At 69.4% G+C, this 18,040-nt stretch carries 7 protein-coding genes; 5 read left to right on the top strand and 2 right to left on the bottom strand.

The window, feature by feature from the left end; all coding sequences use genetic code 11:
* The first annotated feature begins 179 nt into the window (after positions 1 to 179).
* The 3 genes from FND50_RS03390 (at position 180) to FND50_RS03380 (ending at position 12,390) form a co-directional block, all read left to right on the top strand.
* Positions 180 to 10,763 (top strand): type I polyketide synthase, encoded by a 10,584-nt coding sequence (locus tag FND50_RS03390; RefSeq protein ID WP_144284751.1) that lies wholly within the window; start codon positions 180 to 182, stop codon positions 10,761 to 10,763.
* Between the two features lie 94 nt (positions 10,764 to 10,857).
* Positions 10,858 to 11,268 carry a DUF732 domain-containing protein gene (locus FND50_RS03385; RefSeq protein WP_005248623.1) on the top strand — a complete coding sequence of 137 codons (411 nt, stop codon included), beginning with the start codon at positions 10,858 to 10,860 and terminating at the stop codon, positions 11,266 to 11,268.
* 156 nt (positions 11,269 to 11,424) lie between these two features.
* Positions 11,425 to 12,390, top strand: coding sequence for a pirin family protein (locus FND50_RS03380; protein WP_005569602.1), 966 nt, complete (start codon positions 11,425 to 11,427; stop codon positions 12,388 to 12,390).
* 86 nt (positions 12,391 to 12,476) lie between these two features.
* On the opposite strand, the gene FND50_RS03375 is transcribed toward FND50_RS03380, so the two are convergent.
* Complete coding sequence (locus FND50_RS03375; protein ID WP_144284750.1) at positions 12,477 to 12,827, bottom strand: hypothetical protein; 351 nt, start codon at positions 12,825 to 12,827, stop codon at positions 12,477 to 12,479.
* Between the two features lies 1 nt (position 12,828).
* Positions 12,829 to 13,857: a hypothetical protein gene (locus FND50_RS03370; RefSeq protein WP_144284749.1), complete on the bottom strand. Its 1,029-nt coding sequence runs from the start codon at positions 13,855 to 13,857 to the stop codon at positions 12,829 to 12,831.
* 203 nt (positions 13,858 to 14,060) lie between these two features.
* Here FND50_RS03370 and leuA point away from each other — a divergent pair, with 203 nt between their 5' ends.
* Positions 14,061 to 15,869, top strand: coding sequence for a 2-isopropylmalate synthase (gene leuA, locus FND50_RS03365; RefSeq protein ID WP_144284748.1), 1,809 nt, complete (start codon positions 14,061 to 14,063; stop codon positions 15,867 to 15,869).
* A gap of 158 nt (positions 15,870 to 16,027) precedes the next feature.
* Positions 16,028 to 17,767, top strand: coding sequence for a cytochrome c oxidase subunit I (gene ctaD, locus FND50_RS03360; RefSeq protein ID WP_005248628.1), 1,740 nt, complete (start codon positions 16,028 to 16,030; stop codon positions 17,765 to 17,767).
* The last annotated feature ends 273 nt before the right edge of the window (positions 17,768 to 18,040 follow it).

The following is an 18,040-nucleotide window of genomic DNA, read 5'->3' as shown; positions in this document are numbered from 1 at the left end:
CATCCGAATAACCGGAAGTGGTGTGGACCGGAGCAGCGGCGGGTATCCCATGTGACCTGCCCGAATTGACCAGGCAGATCGATCGAAGGTGATGCTCGGACCGCTGCCTCCGCATGGTGGTGGCGGATACAATCGAGGTTTCCGCGCTACTAGAGGCGGATCTCGGATAGGACCCCGATATGGCCGATCAGGCGAAGCTCCTCGACTATCTGAAGCGAGTCACCGCGGAGCTCTACCAAGCGCGGGAGAAGCTGCGTGAGGTCGAGGGTGTCAGCCGCGAACCGATCGCCGTCATCGGGATGGGCTGCCGGTTCCCCGGCGGGGTGCGATCGCCGCAGGACCTGTGGCGCCTGGTGGAGTCCGGCACCGACACCGTCGCCGGGTTCCCCGAGGACCGGGGCTGGGGCCTGGCGGACCTCTACGATCCGACGGCCGAGCAGGCCGGCAAGACATACACGGTGCAGGGCAGCTTCCTCGACGACCCGGCGGGGTTCGACCCCGAGGTCTTCGGCATCTCGCCGCGCGAGGCGCTGGCGATGGACCCGCAGCAGCGACTTCTCCTCGAGACGAGCTGGGAGACGTTCGAACACGCCGGCATCGATCCGCGGTCGGTGCACGGCCGCCAGGTCGGCGTCTTCACGGGGCTGTCCGGCATCGATTACGCGGCGCGGGCGGGCGGCATGCCGCCCGAGGACCTCGAGGGGTACTTCATCACCGGCAACGCCATGAGCGTCGCGTCCGGTCGCGTGGCCTACAGCTTCGGCCTGAACGGACCCGCGATCACGGTGGACACCGCGTGCTCGTCGTCGCTGGTGTCCATCCACCTCGCCATGCAGGCGCTGCGCAGCGGCGAATGCGAACTGGCGCTGGCGGGCGGGGCGACCGTCATGGCGACCCCGGCGGTGTTCGTGGAGTTCAGCCGCCAGCGCGGACTGGCCCGGGACGGCCGGTGCAAGGCATTCTCCGCCGCTGCGGACGGAACGGCGTGGGGTGAAGGTGCGGGGATGGTCGCGTTGGAACGCCTGTCCGACGCAGAGCGCAAGGGCCGCCGGATACTGGCCGTCATCCGCGGCAGTGCGGTGAACCAGGACGGCGCCAGCAACGGCCTGACCGCCCCGAACAGGCAGGCTCAGGAGCGGGTGATCGCGCAGGCGCTGGCCAATGCGGGACTCGGCCCGGGCGATGTCGACGTGGTCGAGGCGCACGGCACCGGCACGAAACTGGGCGATCCGATCGAAGCGTCCGCCCTGCTGGCCGGCTACGGCCGCGACCGCCCCGCCGACCGGCCGCTGTGGCTCGGCTCGGTGAAGTCGAACCTCGGGCACACCCAGGCGGCCGCCGGCGTGGCCGGGGTGATCAAGATGATCATGGCGATGCGGCACGGTGTCCTGCCGAAGACGCTGCACGTCGACCGGCCGACCCCGCACGTCGACTGGTCCGCCGGTTCGGTGTCGTTGCTCACCGAGAACCGGGAGTGGCCGGGGTCCGATCGGCCCCGGCGTGCCGCGGTCTCGTCGTTCGGCATCAGCGGCACAAACGCGCACGTCGTCCTGGAGGAGTCCCCACCGGTCGAGCCGACTACTTCCGAATCAGCTACTCCCCCGGACGAAGTCGTGGCCTGGTTCCTTTCGGGCCACACCGAGCTCGCGCTGCGCGCCCAGGCCGAACGGCTGCGCGACTGCGTCACCGAGCACCCCGAGCTGACGCCCGCCGCGGTGGCAGGCGCACTACTGGGTTCCCGTGCCGCGTTCGATCACCGCGCCGCCGTGATCGGCGCACGGCCCCAGAGTCTGCTGAGCGGCCTCGACGCACTCGGTCGAGGTGCGCCCAGCGCCGACGTCGTCAACGGTGTGGCGTTGGAAGCGGGCGACCGGCCGGTGTTCGTCTTCCCCGGCCAGGGTTCGCAGTGGGTGGGCATGGCCACCGAGCTACTGGACACGTCGCCGGTGTTCGCCGACACCGTGCGGGAGTGCGCCGACGCGCTGGCCCCGTACACCAACTTCTCGCTGCTGGACGTGCTGCGCGACCGCGATCCCGCGGCACTTGACCGGGTCGACGTGGTGCAACCGGCGTTGTTCGCGATGATGGTCGGTCTCGCGGAGCTGTGGCGCTCCCACGGCGTCGAACCGGCGGCCGTCGTCGGACATTCACAGGGTGAGATCGCGGCCGCGTATGTCGCGGGTGCGCTGAGCCTTCCGGACGCGGCACTCGTCGTGGCCGCGCGCAGCAGGGTGATCGGCGCGTCGGCCCGGCGGGGCGGGGGAATGGCCTCGGTGGCACTGCCGGCGGACATCGTGCGGGAAAAGATTCAGCCCTGGGCCGGCGCCGTCGAGGTCGCGGCGATCAACGGGCCGTCCGCGACGGTGATCTCCGGACCCGTCGACGCCCTCGACCTCCTGGTCGGGCAGTTGCAGGGCGACGGCGTCCAGGCCCGGCGGATCGCGGTGGAATACGCGTCGCATTGCGCGGACGTCTCCGTCCTGCGGGAACCCATTCTCGACGTCCTCGCCTCCATCACTCCCCGCCGGTCGCGAATTCCCTTCTACTCGTCGGTGACCGGTGGTGTGCTGGACGGCACCGGACTGGACGCGGACTACTGGTACCGGAATCTGCGACGGACGGTCCGGTTCGAGCAAGCGACGAGATCACTGGCCGCGGACGGGTATCGACTGTTCGTCGAGTCGTGCAGCCACCCCGTCCTCACCGTGCCGTTGCAGGAAACCCTCGACGCGGCGGGTGTCGCCGGCCGCGCCATCGGCACCATCCGGCGCGACCGCGCGGGCCTCCGCCAGTTCACCGCCGCACTCGCCGAGGCACAGGTGCACGGGCTGCACGTCGAGTGGGATCGGGTGAGCTGGGCTCGACACGACGATCGGCAGCAGTGGGTGGACCTCCCCACGTACGCCTTCCAGCACCGCCGCTACTGGCTGGAAAGCCCGGTTCCACAGGGCGATTTCGCGTCGACGGGCATGGAAACGGGTGGACACCCGATGCTCGCCGCGTCGGTCGAGCTCGGTGACGGCCGGGGCGCGGTGTTCACGGGACTGCTGTCGCCACAACGCCTTCCATGGCTGAGCGACCACGGCGTCAGCGGCACCGTCATTCTGCCGGGCACGGCTTTCGTGGAGCTCGCCCTGCACGCGGGGAACCGCGTGGGGTGCGGCCGGCTCGAGGAACTCGCCATCGAGGCACCCCTGGTGATTCCCGCCGAGGGTGAGGTGGCATTGCAGGTGAGCGTGCTCGCCGACGGTGAGGCGGGCCGAACCACGGTGTCGGTGCACTCCCGGCCTGCCGATGCCGCGCAGGACACCCCGTGGACCCGGCACGCCACCGGCACGCTCGCGGCGGCCGTGGACACCGCCGACTCCTCCGAACAGCCGTGGCCGCCCGTCGATGCCACGCCGATCGACGTTCGAGGCCTGTACGACGTGCTCGACGAGGCCGGTTACGAGTACGGCCCGGCCTTCCGTGGTCTCCGTGCGGCGTGGCGGCGCGGCGACGACCTGTACGGCGAGGTGCGGCTGAGCGGAGAGGACCCGGCTGCGGCGGTCGCGGGATACGGGATCCATCCGGCGGTGCTCGACGCGGCGCTGCACGTGATTGCGCTGGGAGCCGCAGACTCCGGTGTCCGGCTGCCGTTCGCCTGGGACAAGGTGCAACTGCACGCCGTGGGCGCCACCGCCTTGCGCGTGCACGTCACCACGACCGGACCCGAGCGCTACCGGATCTTCGCGTACGACGCGGCCGGCAGTCCGGTGCTGACCGCCGAATCGCTGGCGCTGCGGCCGCTCGGGGACGCGGGCGTGCCTGCCGCCGGGGTGCGAGACAGCCTCTACCGCGTGGAGTGGATGCCGGTGGGTGCGTCCAGCACCGCCCCGGCAGACCTGATGCCGCTCGAGGAGGCGCTTGCCGGCGGTGAACCAGAGGGTCGGGTGCTGTGGCTCGACGGCGAACCGGGCGACGAGCCGGACACTCCGGCTCGGGCGCACGCCGCCGCGGAGGCGACGTTGCGGGCGGTCCAGTCCTGGCTCCGCGACGATCGCCTGGCCGAGACCCGCCTGCTGGTCACGACGAGGCTCGCGGTGGCGGTCCGCGACGACGATCCCGTCGACGACGTGTCTGCGGCCCCCGCATGGGGACTGATCGGCGCGGTGCAGAACGAGCACCCGGACCGCATCACCCTGGTGGACCTGGACGCACACGCCGGTGACCCTTCGTTGATCTCCATGGCCCTGGCCTGCAACGAGCCTCAGCTGGCCATCCGGGACGGCGTACTGCTGGCGCCCATGCTCGCCGCGGTGACACCCGTTGCGGCGGCACCTGAACCGGTACCCGCGATCTTCGGCCGGGGCGGCACGGTGCTGATCACCGGCGGCACGGGAACCATCGGCAGGCTGATCGCCCGGCACCTCGTCGCGCGGCACGGGGTGCGCCGGCTGCTGCTGACCGGACGGCACGCGCTCGATGCCGAGGGTGCGGCCGAACTGCGTGCGGAGTTCGCCGAGTCGGGGGCGGAGGTCTACGCTGTCGCCTGCGACGTGGCCGACCGCGCCGCGGTGGCCGCTCTCCTTGCCGGCATTCCCGACCTGTCCGGCGTGATCCACGCCGCCGGAGTGCTCGAAGACGCCACCGCCGCCACCCTGACCGAAGACCAGTTGCACGCCGTCCTTCGTCCCAAGGTGGACGGTGCCTGGCATCTGCACGAACTCACCCGGGACCGCGACTTGTCGGCGTTCGTGCTGTTCTCCTCGGCGGCGGGTGTGCTCGGCGGCGCAGGCCAGGCGAACTATGCGGCGGCGAATGTCTTCCTCGACGCACTCGCGCAACACCGCCGCGCCCGCGGGCTGCCCGCGACGTCCATGGCCTGGGGACTGTGGGACCGGCCCAGCGGCATGACGTCCCATCTGAATGCGGCCGACCTCGACCGGTTGCAGCGCAGTGGCATCGACACCATCAGTCCGGAGTCGGGTCTGGCCCTGTTCGACGCTGCCCTTGCCGTGAACCGTCCGTTGATCGTGCCGATACGGCTCTCGACGAGGGCCTCCCGATCCGACGGTGAGTCGCTGCCGCCGATCCTGCGCCGGGTGCTCGGCGTCCGCCGTCGCCGCGCCGCTGCCGCCGATTCCCCGACCGGACTGGCCGAGGAGTTGCGGGCGCTGGACCCCGCCGAGCGGCACAGCCGCGTGCTCGACATCGTCACCACCCACGTGGCGGCCGTGCTGGGTCACGAAGGCAAGGAGGCGATCGACCCGGAACGTGCCTTCAAACAACTCGGTTTCGACTCGCTGACCGCGGTGCAACTGCGCAATCAGCTGGCGACCGCCACCGGTGTGCGACTGGCCGCGACTGTGGTGTTCGACCATCCCACCGCGGACGCGCTGACCCAGGAGCTGGTGGCGCGCCTGCTCGGCGACGATGCGGCTCCGCAGCCGGCCGGGCCGACACGTGCCCGCAGGGACGACGACCCGATCGTGATCGTGGGAATGGCGTGCCGATACCCGGGCAAGGTGTACTGCCCGGAGGACCTGTGGCGGCTCGTCCGGGACGGCCGCAACGCCGTGGGCGCGTACCCCCACAACCGGGGCTGGAATCTCGACGAGGTGTACGACCCCGACCCCAACCGGGCCGGCACCACGTACATGAAGGAGGGCGGGTTCCTCTACGACGCAGACGAATTCGACGCCGCGTTCTTCGGGATCAGCCCGCGCGAGGCGATCGCGATGGACCCGCAGCACCGGCTGCTTCTCGAGAGCGCCTGGGAAGCCTTGGAGCAGGCCGGAATCCGGCCGACCGCGCCCGGCCTCACCGACACCGGCGTGTACGTCGGGCTGATGGGCGGCGACTACGGCTTCCACCTGATGACTCAGCGCAACGTCGACGCCGAGGGTTATCTGATGACCGGGACGAGCAACAGCGTGGCGTCCGGCCGGATCTCCTACTCCCTCGGCTTCACCGGTCCCGCGGTCACCGTGGACACCGCCTGTTCGTCGTCGCTGGTGGCCATGCATCTTGCGGCGCGGGCCCTCCGCGACGGGGAATGCGCGCTGGCGCTGGCCGGCGGGGCGACAGTGATGGCTACACCCGGTGTGCTGATCGAGTTCAGCCGCCAGCGCGGGCTCGCCTCGGACGGACGCTGCAAGCCGTTCTCCGACCGGGCCGACGGCACCGGGCTCAGCGAGGGCGCGGGTATGGTGGTGCTGGAGCGGCTCAGCGACGCCCGGCGCAACGGCCACCGGGTGCTGGCGATCATCCGCGGATCGGCGGTCAACCAGGACGGGGCGTCCAACGGATTGACCGCCCCGAACGGGCCGTCCCAGGAACGGGTCATCCGCCAGGCGCTGGCCGATGCCGCGCTCGGCCCGGCCGACATCGACGCCGTGGAGGCACACGGCACCGGCACCACGCTCGGCGACCCGATCGAGGCGCAGGCCCTGCTGGCCGCGTACGGGCAGGGCCGGGAGGGCCGGCCGCTGTGGCTCGGTTCCGTCAAGTCGAACATCGGCCACTCCCAGGCGGCGGCGGGCGTCGCCGGCGTGATCAAGATGGTGATGGCGATGCGGCACGGGGTGCTGCCCCCGAGCTTGCACGGCGACGTCCCCACCCGTCACGTCGACTGGACCGCAGGCGAGGTCTCGCTGCTCGCCGAATCGGTTGCCTGGCCGGAGACCGGACGACCCCGGCGGGCGGCCGTCTCGTCGTTCGGTATCAGCGGCACCAACTCGCACATGATCCTCGAACAGCCGCCCGAGGACGCGGCGCCGGAGGTCTCTCCGTCGGCGTCGCCGCTGGTCTGGGTGATCTCCGGAAAGACCGGGGATGCGCTGCGGGCGCAGGCCACCCGGTTGGCGGAGTTTCTCGACACGGACGAGTCCGAACTCCCGGATCCGGCCGACCTCGCCTACTCATTGGCCACCACCCGATCCGGATTCACCCACCGCGCCGCGGTGATCGGAGAAACACTGGCCGACCTGCGCGACGGCCTCGCCCGCATCGTTACGGGGCGACCCGGCGGCAACGTCGTCACCGGCACGAGCGCCCGCGGCAAGACGGCCTTCATGTTCACCGGCCAGGGTGCGCAGCGCATCGGGATGGGCCGCGACCTCTACGAGACGTACCCGGTGTTCGCGAGGGCACTGGACGAGGTCTGCTCCACACTCGACGAGCACGTGGAAACCCCGGTACGGCAAGTGATCTGGGACGAGTCCGACGGCGGCGGCGCGAAGCTCGACAGCACCGAATACACCCAACCGGCACTGTTCGCCATCGAGGTCGCGCTCTATCGGCTGCTGCGGGACTGGGGCATCACCCCCGACTACCTGATCGGCCATTCGATCGGCGAGATCACCGCGGCACACGTCGCGGGAGTGTTCGGCCTGCCCGATGCCGCCGCTCTGGTGGGTGACCGCGGGCGGTTGATGCAGTCGACCAAACCGGGTTTGATGATCGCCGTACGGGCCCGCGAGGAGGACATCCTCCCGCGGATCGACGGGCGCGTCGATCTCGCGGCCGTCAACGGCGCCGAATCCGTCGTTCTCGCCGGCGCCGAACGCGACGTGCAGGCCGTCGCCTCCGAACTGTCCGCCGCCGGTCTGAAGACCACGAGCCTGCGGGTCGAGCGGGCCTTCCATTCGACCCTGATGGACCCCATCCTCGACCAGTTCGCCGCCGTCGTGTCGAGGCTGACGGCGCAGCCGCCGACGATTCCGGTCATCTCCAACGTCACCGGGCGCGTCGCCACCGCCGAGGAACTCATGGCCCCGGACTACTGGACCCGGCACATCCGGCACGCGGTGCGTTTCCACGACGGCGTCTGCGCCCTCGACGAACTCGGCGTCACCCGCCTCGTCGAAGTCGGTCCCGGCGCGGCCCTGACGGCGCTCGCCGCCGAGGTCGTCCCGAACACGATCGCCACGCTGCCCGGACGCGGAGACGAAGCACACGGGATCATCGAGGCGGTCGCCGCCGCCTACGTGCAGGGCGCCACCATCGACTGGGATCGGGTGCTGCCCGGTCGCCGCCGGGTGGCCCTGCCCACCTACGCATTCCAACGCCGCTCCTACTGGCCGACGGCGACCACCCGACATACCGGCGACCCGACCGAGCTGGGTCTGACCCCGGCCGATCATCCGCTGCTCGGTGCCGCGGTGACGCTCGACGACGACGCGACCCTGTTCACCGGACAGCTGTCCCTGCACCGGGATCCATGGCTCGTGCCACCGACGATCGACGACGGCGACCAGCCGTCGACCGTCGAAGCGAAGACGTTGTTGCCTGCGGTGCCGGTCGAACTCGCCCTGCACGCGGCCCACCACGTCGGTCTCGACCACATCGACGAACTCACCCTGCACCACCCGCTCGTCCTCCCGTCGTCGGGACTGGCCTCGATTCGCGTGCTGGTGTCGCCGCCCGGCACCGACGGCGCTCGCACCGTCACGATCTCGTCGAAGTCGGGTGACACCGACGGCCCGGATAGCTGGGTTCGGAACGCTTTTGCGACGATCGACGACGTCGTCGGCCCGGCCGCCGGTGTGCCGCCGCAGGACCTGGGCGACACCGAGACCGAGGTGCGCCTCGACGAAGGCACCGACACGAGTGGTTTCGGTATTCACCCGGAACTGCTGCAGGCCGCGATCGAACCCCTCCTCGGGTGGGACGGCTGGCCGCTGACCTGGTCGGGGATCCGTCTGCACACCGTCGGCGCAGAGGCGATGACCGCCCGGTTCACCGCCGGCGAGGACGGACGGTACCGCGTTGCCGCCGTCGACCCCGCGGGCGAGCCGGTGCTGACCGTCGACGCGCTGCGGGTGACGCAGAGGACGGGCGACGGGCAGGACGCAGGCCGGTCGGCGGCCCTGCGACTGCACCGGGCCGCCTGGATCCCGGTGGAGGTGGCCACGTCCGAACGGGCCCCCGGTCCGGCGGTCGTCCTCGGCGCCGAGGGGTTCGGCGACCCGGGTGTCGGTTCGACGTTCCCGCGCTATCCCGACCTGGAGGCGCTGCGCACCGCGATGGAGTCCAGGCCGGACGACGACGACCTGCGTCCGTGGACGGTGCTGGTCGGGTGTGCGACCGAGGGCGACCACGGTCCGGACGCGACCCACGACCTGTGCGCGCGGGTACTGCGACTGCTCCAGGAGTGGCTCGACGACGAGGCTGTCGCCGACAACCCGCTCGTGATCGTGACACGCAACGCGATGGTGACCGACGACGGGCAGGACCACGACGCTCGTCCCGACCTCGCGGCCGCGGCGGTGTGGGGTCTCGTCGGCTCCGCACAGAACGAGAACCCGGACCGGTTCGTACTGATCGACCTCGACGACGCATCGGACGCCGAGGCCGCGATCACGTCGGCACTGGCGAGCGGGGAACCGCAATTGGCGGCCCGGAACGGCACCTTGCGCGCACCTCGGTTGCGTCGCATGCCCGCCGTCGACGAACCGACACCGTTCGATCCCGACGGCACCGTTCTGGTCACCGGCGGCACCGGCACGGTGGGATCTCTCGTAGCCCGGCACCTGGTGACCGAGCACGGGGCACGGCACGTGCTGCTGACCAGCCGGCACGGACCCGACGCCGAGGGCAGCGACCGACTGCGCAGCGAACTGCGCGGTCTGGGTGCCGAGGTGAGCATCGTTGCCTGCGACACCGCGGACGAGTCGGGGGTCGCCGCGCTGCTGGCCGGGATACCGCCCGAACACCCGCTCACGGCGGTGATCCACGCCGCCGGCGTGATCGACGACGGCACCCTGGCGTCGCTCACCCCCGAGCGGCTCGACGCGGTCCTGCGACCGAAGGTCGATGCGGCCTGGAACCTGCACCGACTGACCGCGGACACCGACGTCCGGGCGTTCGTCATGTTCTCGTCGCTCGCCGGCATCCTCGGGGCCCCCGGGCAGGCGAACTACGCGGCCGCGAACATGTTCCTCGACGCCCTCGCCCATCACCGCCACGCCCTCGGGCTGCCCGGGCTCTCGATCGCGTGGGGCATGTGGGCGGCACCGAGCGCCATGACCGACAACCTCGGTGCGATCGACCTCGCCCGAGCCCGCCTCAGCGGAATGATTCCGATGCCCGCGGCCGACGGCCTGGCCCTCTTCGACAGCGCGCTGGCCGCCGGTGCACCCACAGTCGCGGCCGCACGGTTCGACCACTCCGGTTCGGCCGCACCGTACGTTCCCGCCCCGCTGCGTGGCCTGATCCGGGAATCGCGCCCGCACGCCGCGGGGTCGGACGCGGTCGTGACCGGTGCGAGCGGGTCCGGGCCCTCGGATTGGGCGCAGCGCCTCGCCGACCGGTCGATCCCCGAACAGCGGCACCTGATGCTCGATCTGGTGCGGGGCGGAGCCGCCACGGTGCTCGGCTACGACGCGTCGGACTCGGTGGACCCCGACCAGGCGTTCAAGGAACTCGGCTTCGATTCACTGGCGGCGGTTGCGCTCCGCAACCATCTCGGTGCCGCCACGGGGCTGCGGTTGCCGCCGACCATGGTGTTCGACCACCCGAGTCCGCGCGCGGTCGCCGAGTTCCTGCGCTCAGAACTCGTCCCGGATCCGATGTCCGTTGCTCTCGCCGACGTCGACCGGTTGCGCGCCACGATCGCCGAACTCGGCGAGGACAGCGAGGCACGGTCGGCGATCGCGCAGCGCCTCGGAAGCCTGTTGGCCGAGGTCGGCACGTCCGACGATGCGCATGCGGCCGCGGTCGACAAGATTCACGCCGCAACGAGTGAGGAGATCCTCGACCTCATCGATCGCGGTCTCTGACCCGAAACAGTGCGGGTGATCGCCGCCGGGAACACCGGCCCCGCAGGCGATACGATCGTCGCCGTCACAGGCCTCGAAAGGAATCACACGCCCCATGCGCCGCACCCTTGCTCTGACCGCCCTCACCGTCTGCTCCGCGGCAATCCTCACCGCCTGCGGTGGCGACAGCGACACCGCCGCCTCCGAGACGACATCCGCCTCGGCTTCCGTGGCGGCGAGGACGACCGCCGCCACCGCCCCCGGCAGCCGCGTGTTCTCGGTCGCCGACGACCCGCAGACGGCCGCCGACTACCTGGCTTACCTGCGTGCGAACAACCAGACCGTCACCGACGACGACCTGGCGGTCCATCAGGCCGGCGAGATCTGCACCGCCCTCGACGCAGGCAAGCCCCTCGATCAGGTGCGTGAGGAGTGGACGCCGATGCTCACCAACGACGGCGTCTACCCGTACATCATCGGCGCGATCACGCGGTACTGCCCCGATCACGAGAACGTCCTCAACTAGTAGGCGCTTCGCGCCCGTGCGCCTTTCTGGTTGTTGCAGCTACCAAAAAGGCGCACGGGCGGCGGAGCCGCCCCCGTGGGAATACCTGGACGCAGCGGGTGTTACACACCATGAAGTAGTTGAACAATCAATTACCTGAGTACGAGGAGACACCCCATGCCTGCCGTGACGGTCGACAACATCCTTGCCCTGCCGCGTATCGACGCACCTGCTCCCGGCGCCGTCGACCGCCCGGTCCGTTCGCTCACCACTGCACCCGTCGGCTACGAGGGCGAAGGCTTCCCGGTTCGCCGCGCGTTCGCCGGCATCGACCTGACGGCCCTCGACCCGTTCATCCACATGGACCAGATGGGCGAGGTCGACTACGCGCCCGGTGAACCCAAGGGCACCCCGTGGCATCCGCACCGCGGCTTCGAGACCGTCACCTACATGATCGACGGCATCATGGAGCACCAGGATTCCAACGGCGGCGGCGGCACCATCGGTGGCGGTGACACCCAGTGGATGACCGCGGGCGGCGGCATCCTGCACATCGAGACCCCGCCCGAGCACCTGGTGATGAGCGGTGGCCTGTTCCACGGCGTCCAGTTGTGGGTGAACCTGCCGCGCGACAACAAGATGGCCGCGCCCCGCTACCAGGACATCACCGGCCAGAAGGTGGCCCTGCTGTCCTCGTCCGACGGCGGCGCTCTCGTTCGGGTGATCGCCGGTGACGTGGACGGACACCACGGCCCCGGGTCCACGTACACGCCGATCAGCCTCGTCCACGCGACGATCGCACCGGGTGCGAGTCTGACGCTGCCGTGGAACCCCGAGTTCAACGCGCTCGCCTACGTCCTCGCGGGCGAGGGGCTCGTCGGTTCGGAGCGTCGTCCGATCCGCATGGGCCAGACGGCCGTCTACGGACGCGGTGACACCCTCACGATCGCCGCGGCTGACACACAGGATTCGCGGACCAAGTCCTTCGAGGTGTTCCTCCTCGGCGGCAAGCCGATCCGCGAGCCCGTCGCGATGGCCGGACCGTTCGTCATGAACACCAAGGCCGAGGTGCTGCAGGCGTTCGAGGACTTCCAGGCCGGCCGCCTGGGTTCCGTTCCCGCGGCGCACGAAACGCTCGACTGACCCCATGTGAGTGGCAAAGCGTGGCGGGGCACACAATGCCACTCACGTGCGGAAGATAATGCGTGACAGACGATTCGGCGCCCCACTCAGGGGCGCCGGATCTTCGCGTCGATGCGGTGGATCCGTAGATCGTCCTGGGGGATCCGGAACGTCTCGATCACCCGGACCGTCACGAGGGTGCGGCCGAACAGTCCGGCCTCGAGGAGGTAGTCGACGGTGACGTCGTCGCCGTCGACCGTCCACACGCAGTCGCGGATCGCCCGGATCACCCGGTACTGGGGGCCGCCGGACAGGCTTCGGCGCAGGTGATTTCCGGAGAACGCCGTCTTCAGCCCCACCTCGTACCGCACGGCCCGCGGCTCGATGGGCACCGTGTTGCCGTCGTGGCTGAGCAACGCGTCCAGGTAGGCCCGGGCGACATCGACCTGTGTGTTCATGTCAGTAGTCGAACATTTCGGCCGCGGCGAGCACCAGCGTTTCCGCGTCGTCGCAGCTAGGCGCGGATGCCGCCACGGAGGCGGTCAGCCGATTGCTGCGTTTGTCCCGTTCGCTCACCGGACTCGACGGCAGGTTCGTGTCGAACACCGCACCCGGGTAGAAGTAGTAGTGACATTCGAGTGCGTCCCGGAAGTACGTGAACGTCTTGCCGTCGAGTTCGACCGCTTCGGGGCCGCCGGTCTGCGACGGTTCGGGCGACAGCGCCAGTTGCACGGACGCCGCGTCGCCGCCGCGGAGCGTCAGGAGACATTCGTAGGGACGGCTACCCGGAGAGAACGTCTCGACGCCCCGTCCGGACATCTTCTCGACCACCCGGCACGGATCCTGCTGCGCGAGAGGAATATCCGAACGCACCGGCGCCGGGGTGCGCAGCCTGCCGGCGACCGATCCGAGGACCGTGCGGGCCTCGGCGCAGTCGTCGCCGCCGGCGGAGTCACCCGTTCCGCCTGCCCCGTCGAGATACGACACGTGCCCCCATCGCCCCGGGGCGGTGTCGTCGTCCGGCACTCCCGGAACCGGCGGCAGCGAGAAGTAGAGGGTGCACGTGCCGGGGAGCGCGCCGACCGCGGGACGCACCTCGATTCCCGACCTCGCCTCGCCGGCACCGGTGTCTTCCGTGGGTTCGCGTTCACCCACCGTCACCTCGACCCAGACTGGGTTGGCGGGTGTGCCGCGGGGAGGCACCAACTCGGCGTGGCAGGTGGACAGATCGCCGACGGGCCCGAATGCAGTGACCTGCCCGAGCGAGGCGACGAGATTTTCGTCGAGCAGTCCGCACGGCGCGATGTCGCGGGCCGCGGCGGCGACGGCCAACTCGACGCGGCTGTGGTCGCTCACCGGCAGGCCGTAGATCGGCTCGCCGACCCCGGCGACGCTCGGCGCCCCCTCGACCACCCCGGAGCACGACGCGAGCAGTGCCGCAAAAAGCGCGGCCACCAGCGGTGTTACCACCGTCGCGCTGCGGCCCACCGCTGTCTCCTCACTCGGACTTCGAACCCCGGCACGCGAACGACGGTGCCCGGAGTACAGTGCTGAGTATGCAGCGCGCACTCCTCCTTGGTTGCCGCGACGGGGTCTGATCCAGACTGGCTTCCCGTCGCGGGGTTTCTCGTGCGCCGGTCGACACAGCCGTTGGACTCAGAAAGTCCACATCGAACCTGGAGATCAATCCCATGTCCCCCGCTGACGCCTTTACCTCCGGAACGCGCACCATCACGCCGCCTTCCAAGCCTGCTCCCTCCGATCAGCCGGAGTGGAACACGCAGAAGAATTCGTCGATGCCGACGTTCCGTTACCGCTCCTTCTCCGAAGAAGTGGAGCCGGTGTCGCTGCCGGACCGCTCGTGGCCCGACAAGATCATCGACCGTGCGCCGCAGTGGTGCGCGGTCGACCTCCGTGACGGCAACCAGGCGCTGATCGACCCGATGAGCCCCGCCCGCAAGCGCCGCATGTTCGAACTGCTGGTGCGGATGGGCTACAAGGAGATCGAGGTCGGCTTCCCGTCGGCGAGCCAGACGGACTTCGACTTCGTCCGCGAGATCATCGAAGACGGAGCGATTCCGGACGACGTCACCATCCAGGTGCTCACGCAGTCCCGGCCGGAACTGATCAAGCGCACGTTCGAGGCCTGTGAGGGCGCGAACAAGGTGATCGTCCACTTCTACAACTCGACGTCCATCCTGCAGCGGCGGGTGGTGTTCAAGGCCGAGCGCGACGTGATCAAGAAGATCGCGACCGACGCGGCGGCCTTGGCCCTCCAAGAGGCGAAGAAGTACCCCGACACGCAGTGGCGCTGGGAGTACTCCCCCGAGTCGTACACCGGTACGGAACTCGAGTACGCCAAGGAGGTGTGCGACGCCGTCACCGAGGTGCTGCAGCCGACGCCGGAGAACCCGGTGATCCTGAACCTGCCCGCCACCGTCGAGATGGCGACGCCCAACGTGTACGCCGACTCCATCGAGTGGATGCATCGCAACCTGGCCCGCCGCGACTCGGTCATCCTGTCGCTGCACCCCCATAACGACCGCGGCACCGGCGTGGCCGCCGCCGAGCTGGGTTACCAGGCAGGCGCCGACCGCATCGAGGGCTGCCTGTTCGGTAACGGTGAGCGCACCGGCAACGTCTGCCTGGTCACGCTCGGCCTCAACATGTTCACCCGGGGCGTCGACCCGCAGATCGACTTCTCGAACATCGACGAGATCCGCCGCACCGTCGAGTACTGCAACCAGCTGCCCGTCCACGAGCGTCACCCGTACGGCGGCGACCTCGTGTACACCGCGTTCTCCGGCAGCCACCAGGACGCGATCAACAAGGGTCTCGACGCCATGAAGTTCGACGCCGACTCGCAGGACGCGGACGTCGACGACATCCTGTGGGCGGTTCCCTACCTGCCGATCGACCCCAAGGACGTGGGCCGCACCTACGAGGCCGTGATCCGCGTCAACTCGCAGTCCGGCAAGGGCGGCGTCGCGTACATCATGAAGGCCGATCACGGGCTGGTGCTGCCGCGTCGCCTGCAGATCGAGTTCTCGCAGGCCGTCCAGCGGATCACCGACGGCGAGGGCGGCGAGGTGTCGCCCAAGGAGATGTGGGACGTCTTCCACGAGGAGTACCTGGCTCCGATCACGCCGCTCGAGCGGATGAAGCAGAAGGTCACGGCGTCCGAGGAGGACGGTGGCACCGACTCCATCACCGCGACCGTGAAGGTCGACGGCAAGGAGCACGAGATCTCGGGTTCGGGCAACGGCCCGCTCGCCGCGTTCGTCGACGCGCTCGCCACCATCGACTTCGACGTGCGTGTGCTCGACTACTCCGAGCACGCCATGTCGGCCGGTGACGACGCCCAAGCGGCCGCGTACGTCGAGTGCGCGGTGACCGCTCCCGACGGACGGAACACCGTGGTCTGGGGTGTCGGCATCGCGACGTCGATCACCACCGCGTCGCTGCGCGCCGTCGTCTCGGCGGTCAACCGGGCGCACTGACCGCTTCCCGACCCTCACTGCCGCAGGCGCGCACCACGCGCACCTGCGGCAGCGTCGTTTCCGGCCACGGAAAGCGGCTCCCTCGGGGCTTCGGGTGACTACCCTGGTAACGGAGTCCACACCGGACCCGAACCGCCTCGGACCCTTCGGGGGGCGTCGTGAATCTGGCATTTCAACAGCATCTTCCGGTCCGTCCGTATCCGGCCCGGCGCCGCCCCAAGGGCAGCTTCTTCTACAAGATGATCACGACGACCGATCCCAAGGATCTGGGGATTCTGTACCTGATCACGTCGTTCGTCTTCTTCATGGCCGGCGGTCTGATGGCGCTGCTGATCCGCGGCGAGCTCGCCGTCCCGGGTCTGCAGTTCCTGTCGAACGAGCAGTACAACCAGCTGTTCACGATGCACGGCACGATCATGCTGCTGCTGTACGCGACGCCGATCGTGTTCGGGTTCGCCAACTACATCCTGCCGCTGCAGATCGGCGCCCCCGACGTCGCGTTTCCCCGTCTCAACGCGTTCAGTTACTGGGCATTCCTGTTCGGCGGCACCATCGCGATCGCGGGCTTCATCACCCCGGGTGGCGCCGCGGACTTCGGCTGGACGGCGTACTCGCCGCTGACGAGCGCGCTGCATGCGCCGGGCGTCGGCGCCGATCTGTGGATCATGGGGCTGGCGCTGTCCGGTCTCGGCACCATCCTCGGCGGGGTCAACATGATCACGACCGTCATCTGCCTGCGAGCCCCGGGCATGATCATGTTCCGGATGCCGATCTTCACGTGGAACATCTTCATCACCAGCATCCTGATCCTGGTGGCGTTCCCGATCCTCACCGCAGCGCTGATGGGGCTGTTCGTCGACCGCCATCTGGGCGGCAATCTGTACGACCCGGCCACCGGCGGCGTGCTGCTGTGGCAGCACCTGTTCTGGTTCTTCGGCCACCCGGAGGTCTACATCGTCGCGTTGCCGTTCTTCGGCATCGTGTCGGAGATCTTCCCGGTCTTCAGCCGCAAGCCGCTCTTCGGATACAGCGGGCTCGTCTACGCGACGATCGCCATCGCGGCCCTCTCCATCGCGGTGTGGGCGCACCACATGTACGCGACGGGCGCGGTGCTGTTGCCGTTCTTCTCCTTCATGACGTTCCTGATCGCGGTGCCCACCGGGGTGAAGATCTTCAACTGGATCGGCACCATGTGGAAGGGGCAGCTGACGTTCGAGACCCCCATGCTGTTCTCGCTCGGCTTCCTCATCACATTCATCTTCGGCGGCCTCACCGGTGTCATCCTCGCGAGCCCCCCGCTGGACTTCCACGTCACCGACAGCTACTTCGTGATCGCCCACTTCCACTACGTGCTGTTCGGGACGATCGTCTTCGCCACGTACGCGGGCATCTACTTCTGGTTCCCGAAGATGACGGGCCGCATGCTCGACGAGCGTCTCGGCAAGTGGCACTTCTGGACCACGTTCACCGGTTTCCACGGCACGTTCCTCGTCCAGCACTGGCTCGGCGCCGAGGGGATGCCGCGCCGCTACGCCGACTACCTGCCCTCGGACGGCTTCACCGTCCTCAACTCGGTCTCCACGGTGTTCGCGTTCGTCCTGGGCGCGTCGACCGTGCCGTTCGTCTGGAACGTCTTCAAGAGCTACCGCTACGGCGAGGTGGTCACGGTGGACGATCCGTGGGGGTTCGGCAACTCCCTGGAGTGGGCGACGACGTGCCCGCCGCCGCGGCACAACTTCACCGAGCTGCCGCGCATCCGCTCCGAGCGGCCCGCGTTCGAACTGCACTATCCGCACATGGTCGACCGGATGCACCGCGAGGCACACGTCGGAGTGCGGGGCGCGGTGGCGCACGCGACCGAACCCGCGGGTGCCGATCCGAAGGTGAACCGCCAGTAACTTCTGCGTGAAAGTTCCCTTCCCCGAGAGCTTCTCGAGAAACCGGACGAAAACGACTCTGTGACAACGGGTTGCAGATACCTCTCCGGAGGACGCCCAGTTCGGCCGAATTCCGGCCGCATTACTCCCTCGTAGCGTCGACACGCAAGTCCTTGAACGCTTGACAAGCAGATCGGGGCCTCGCAGAAGTTACGCGCGGGTACAAATTTTCGACGTTATGCTCGCATTCCCCGAGCATCGGTCCCGCAATGGCGCAGGTCCGACGATCGCGTT

The organism is Rhodococcus sp. WB9 (assembly GCF_007558985.1).
Lineage (GTDB): Bacteria > Actinomycetota > Actinomycetes > Mycobacteriales > Mycobacteriaceae > Rhodococcus_F > Rhodococcus_F opacus.
This window is presented reverse-complemented; position numbering and strand designations above follow the sequence as displayed.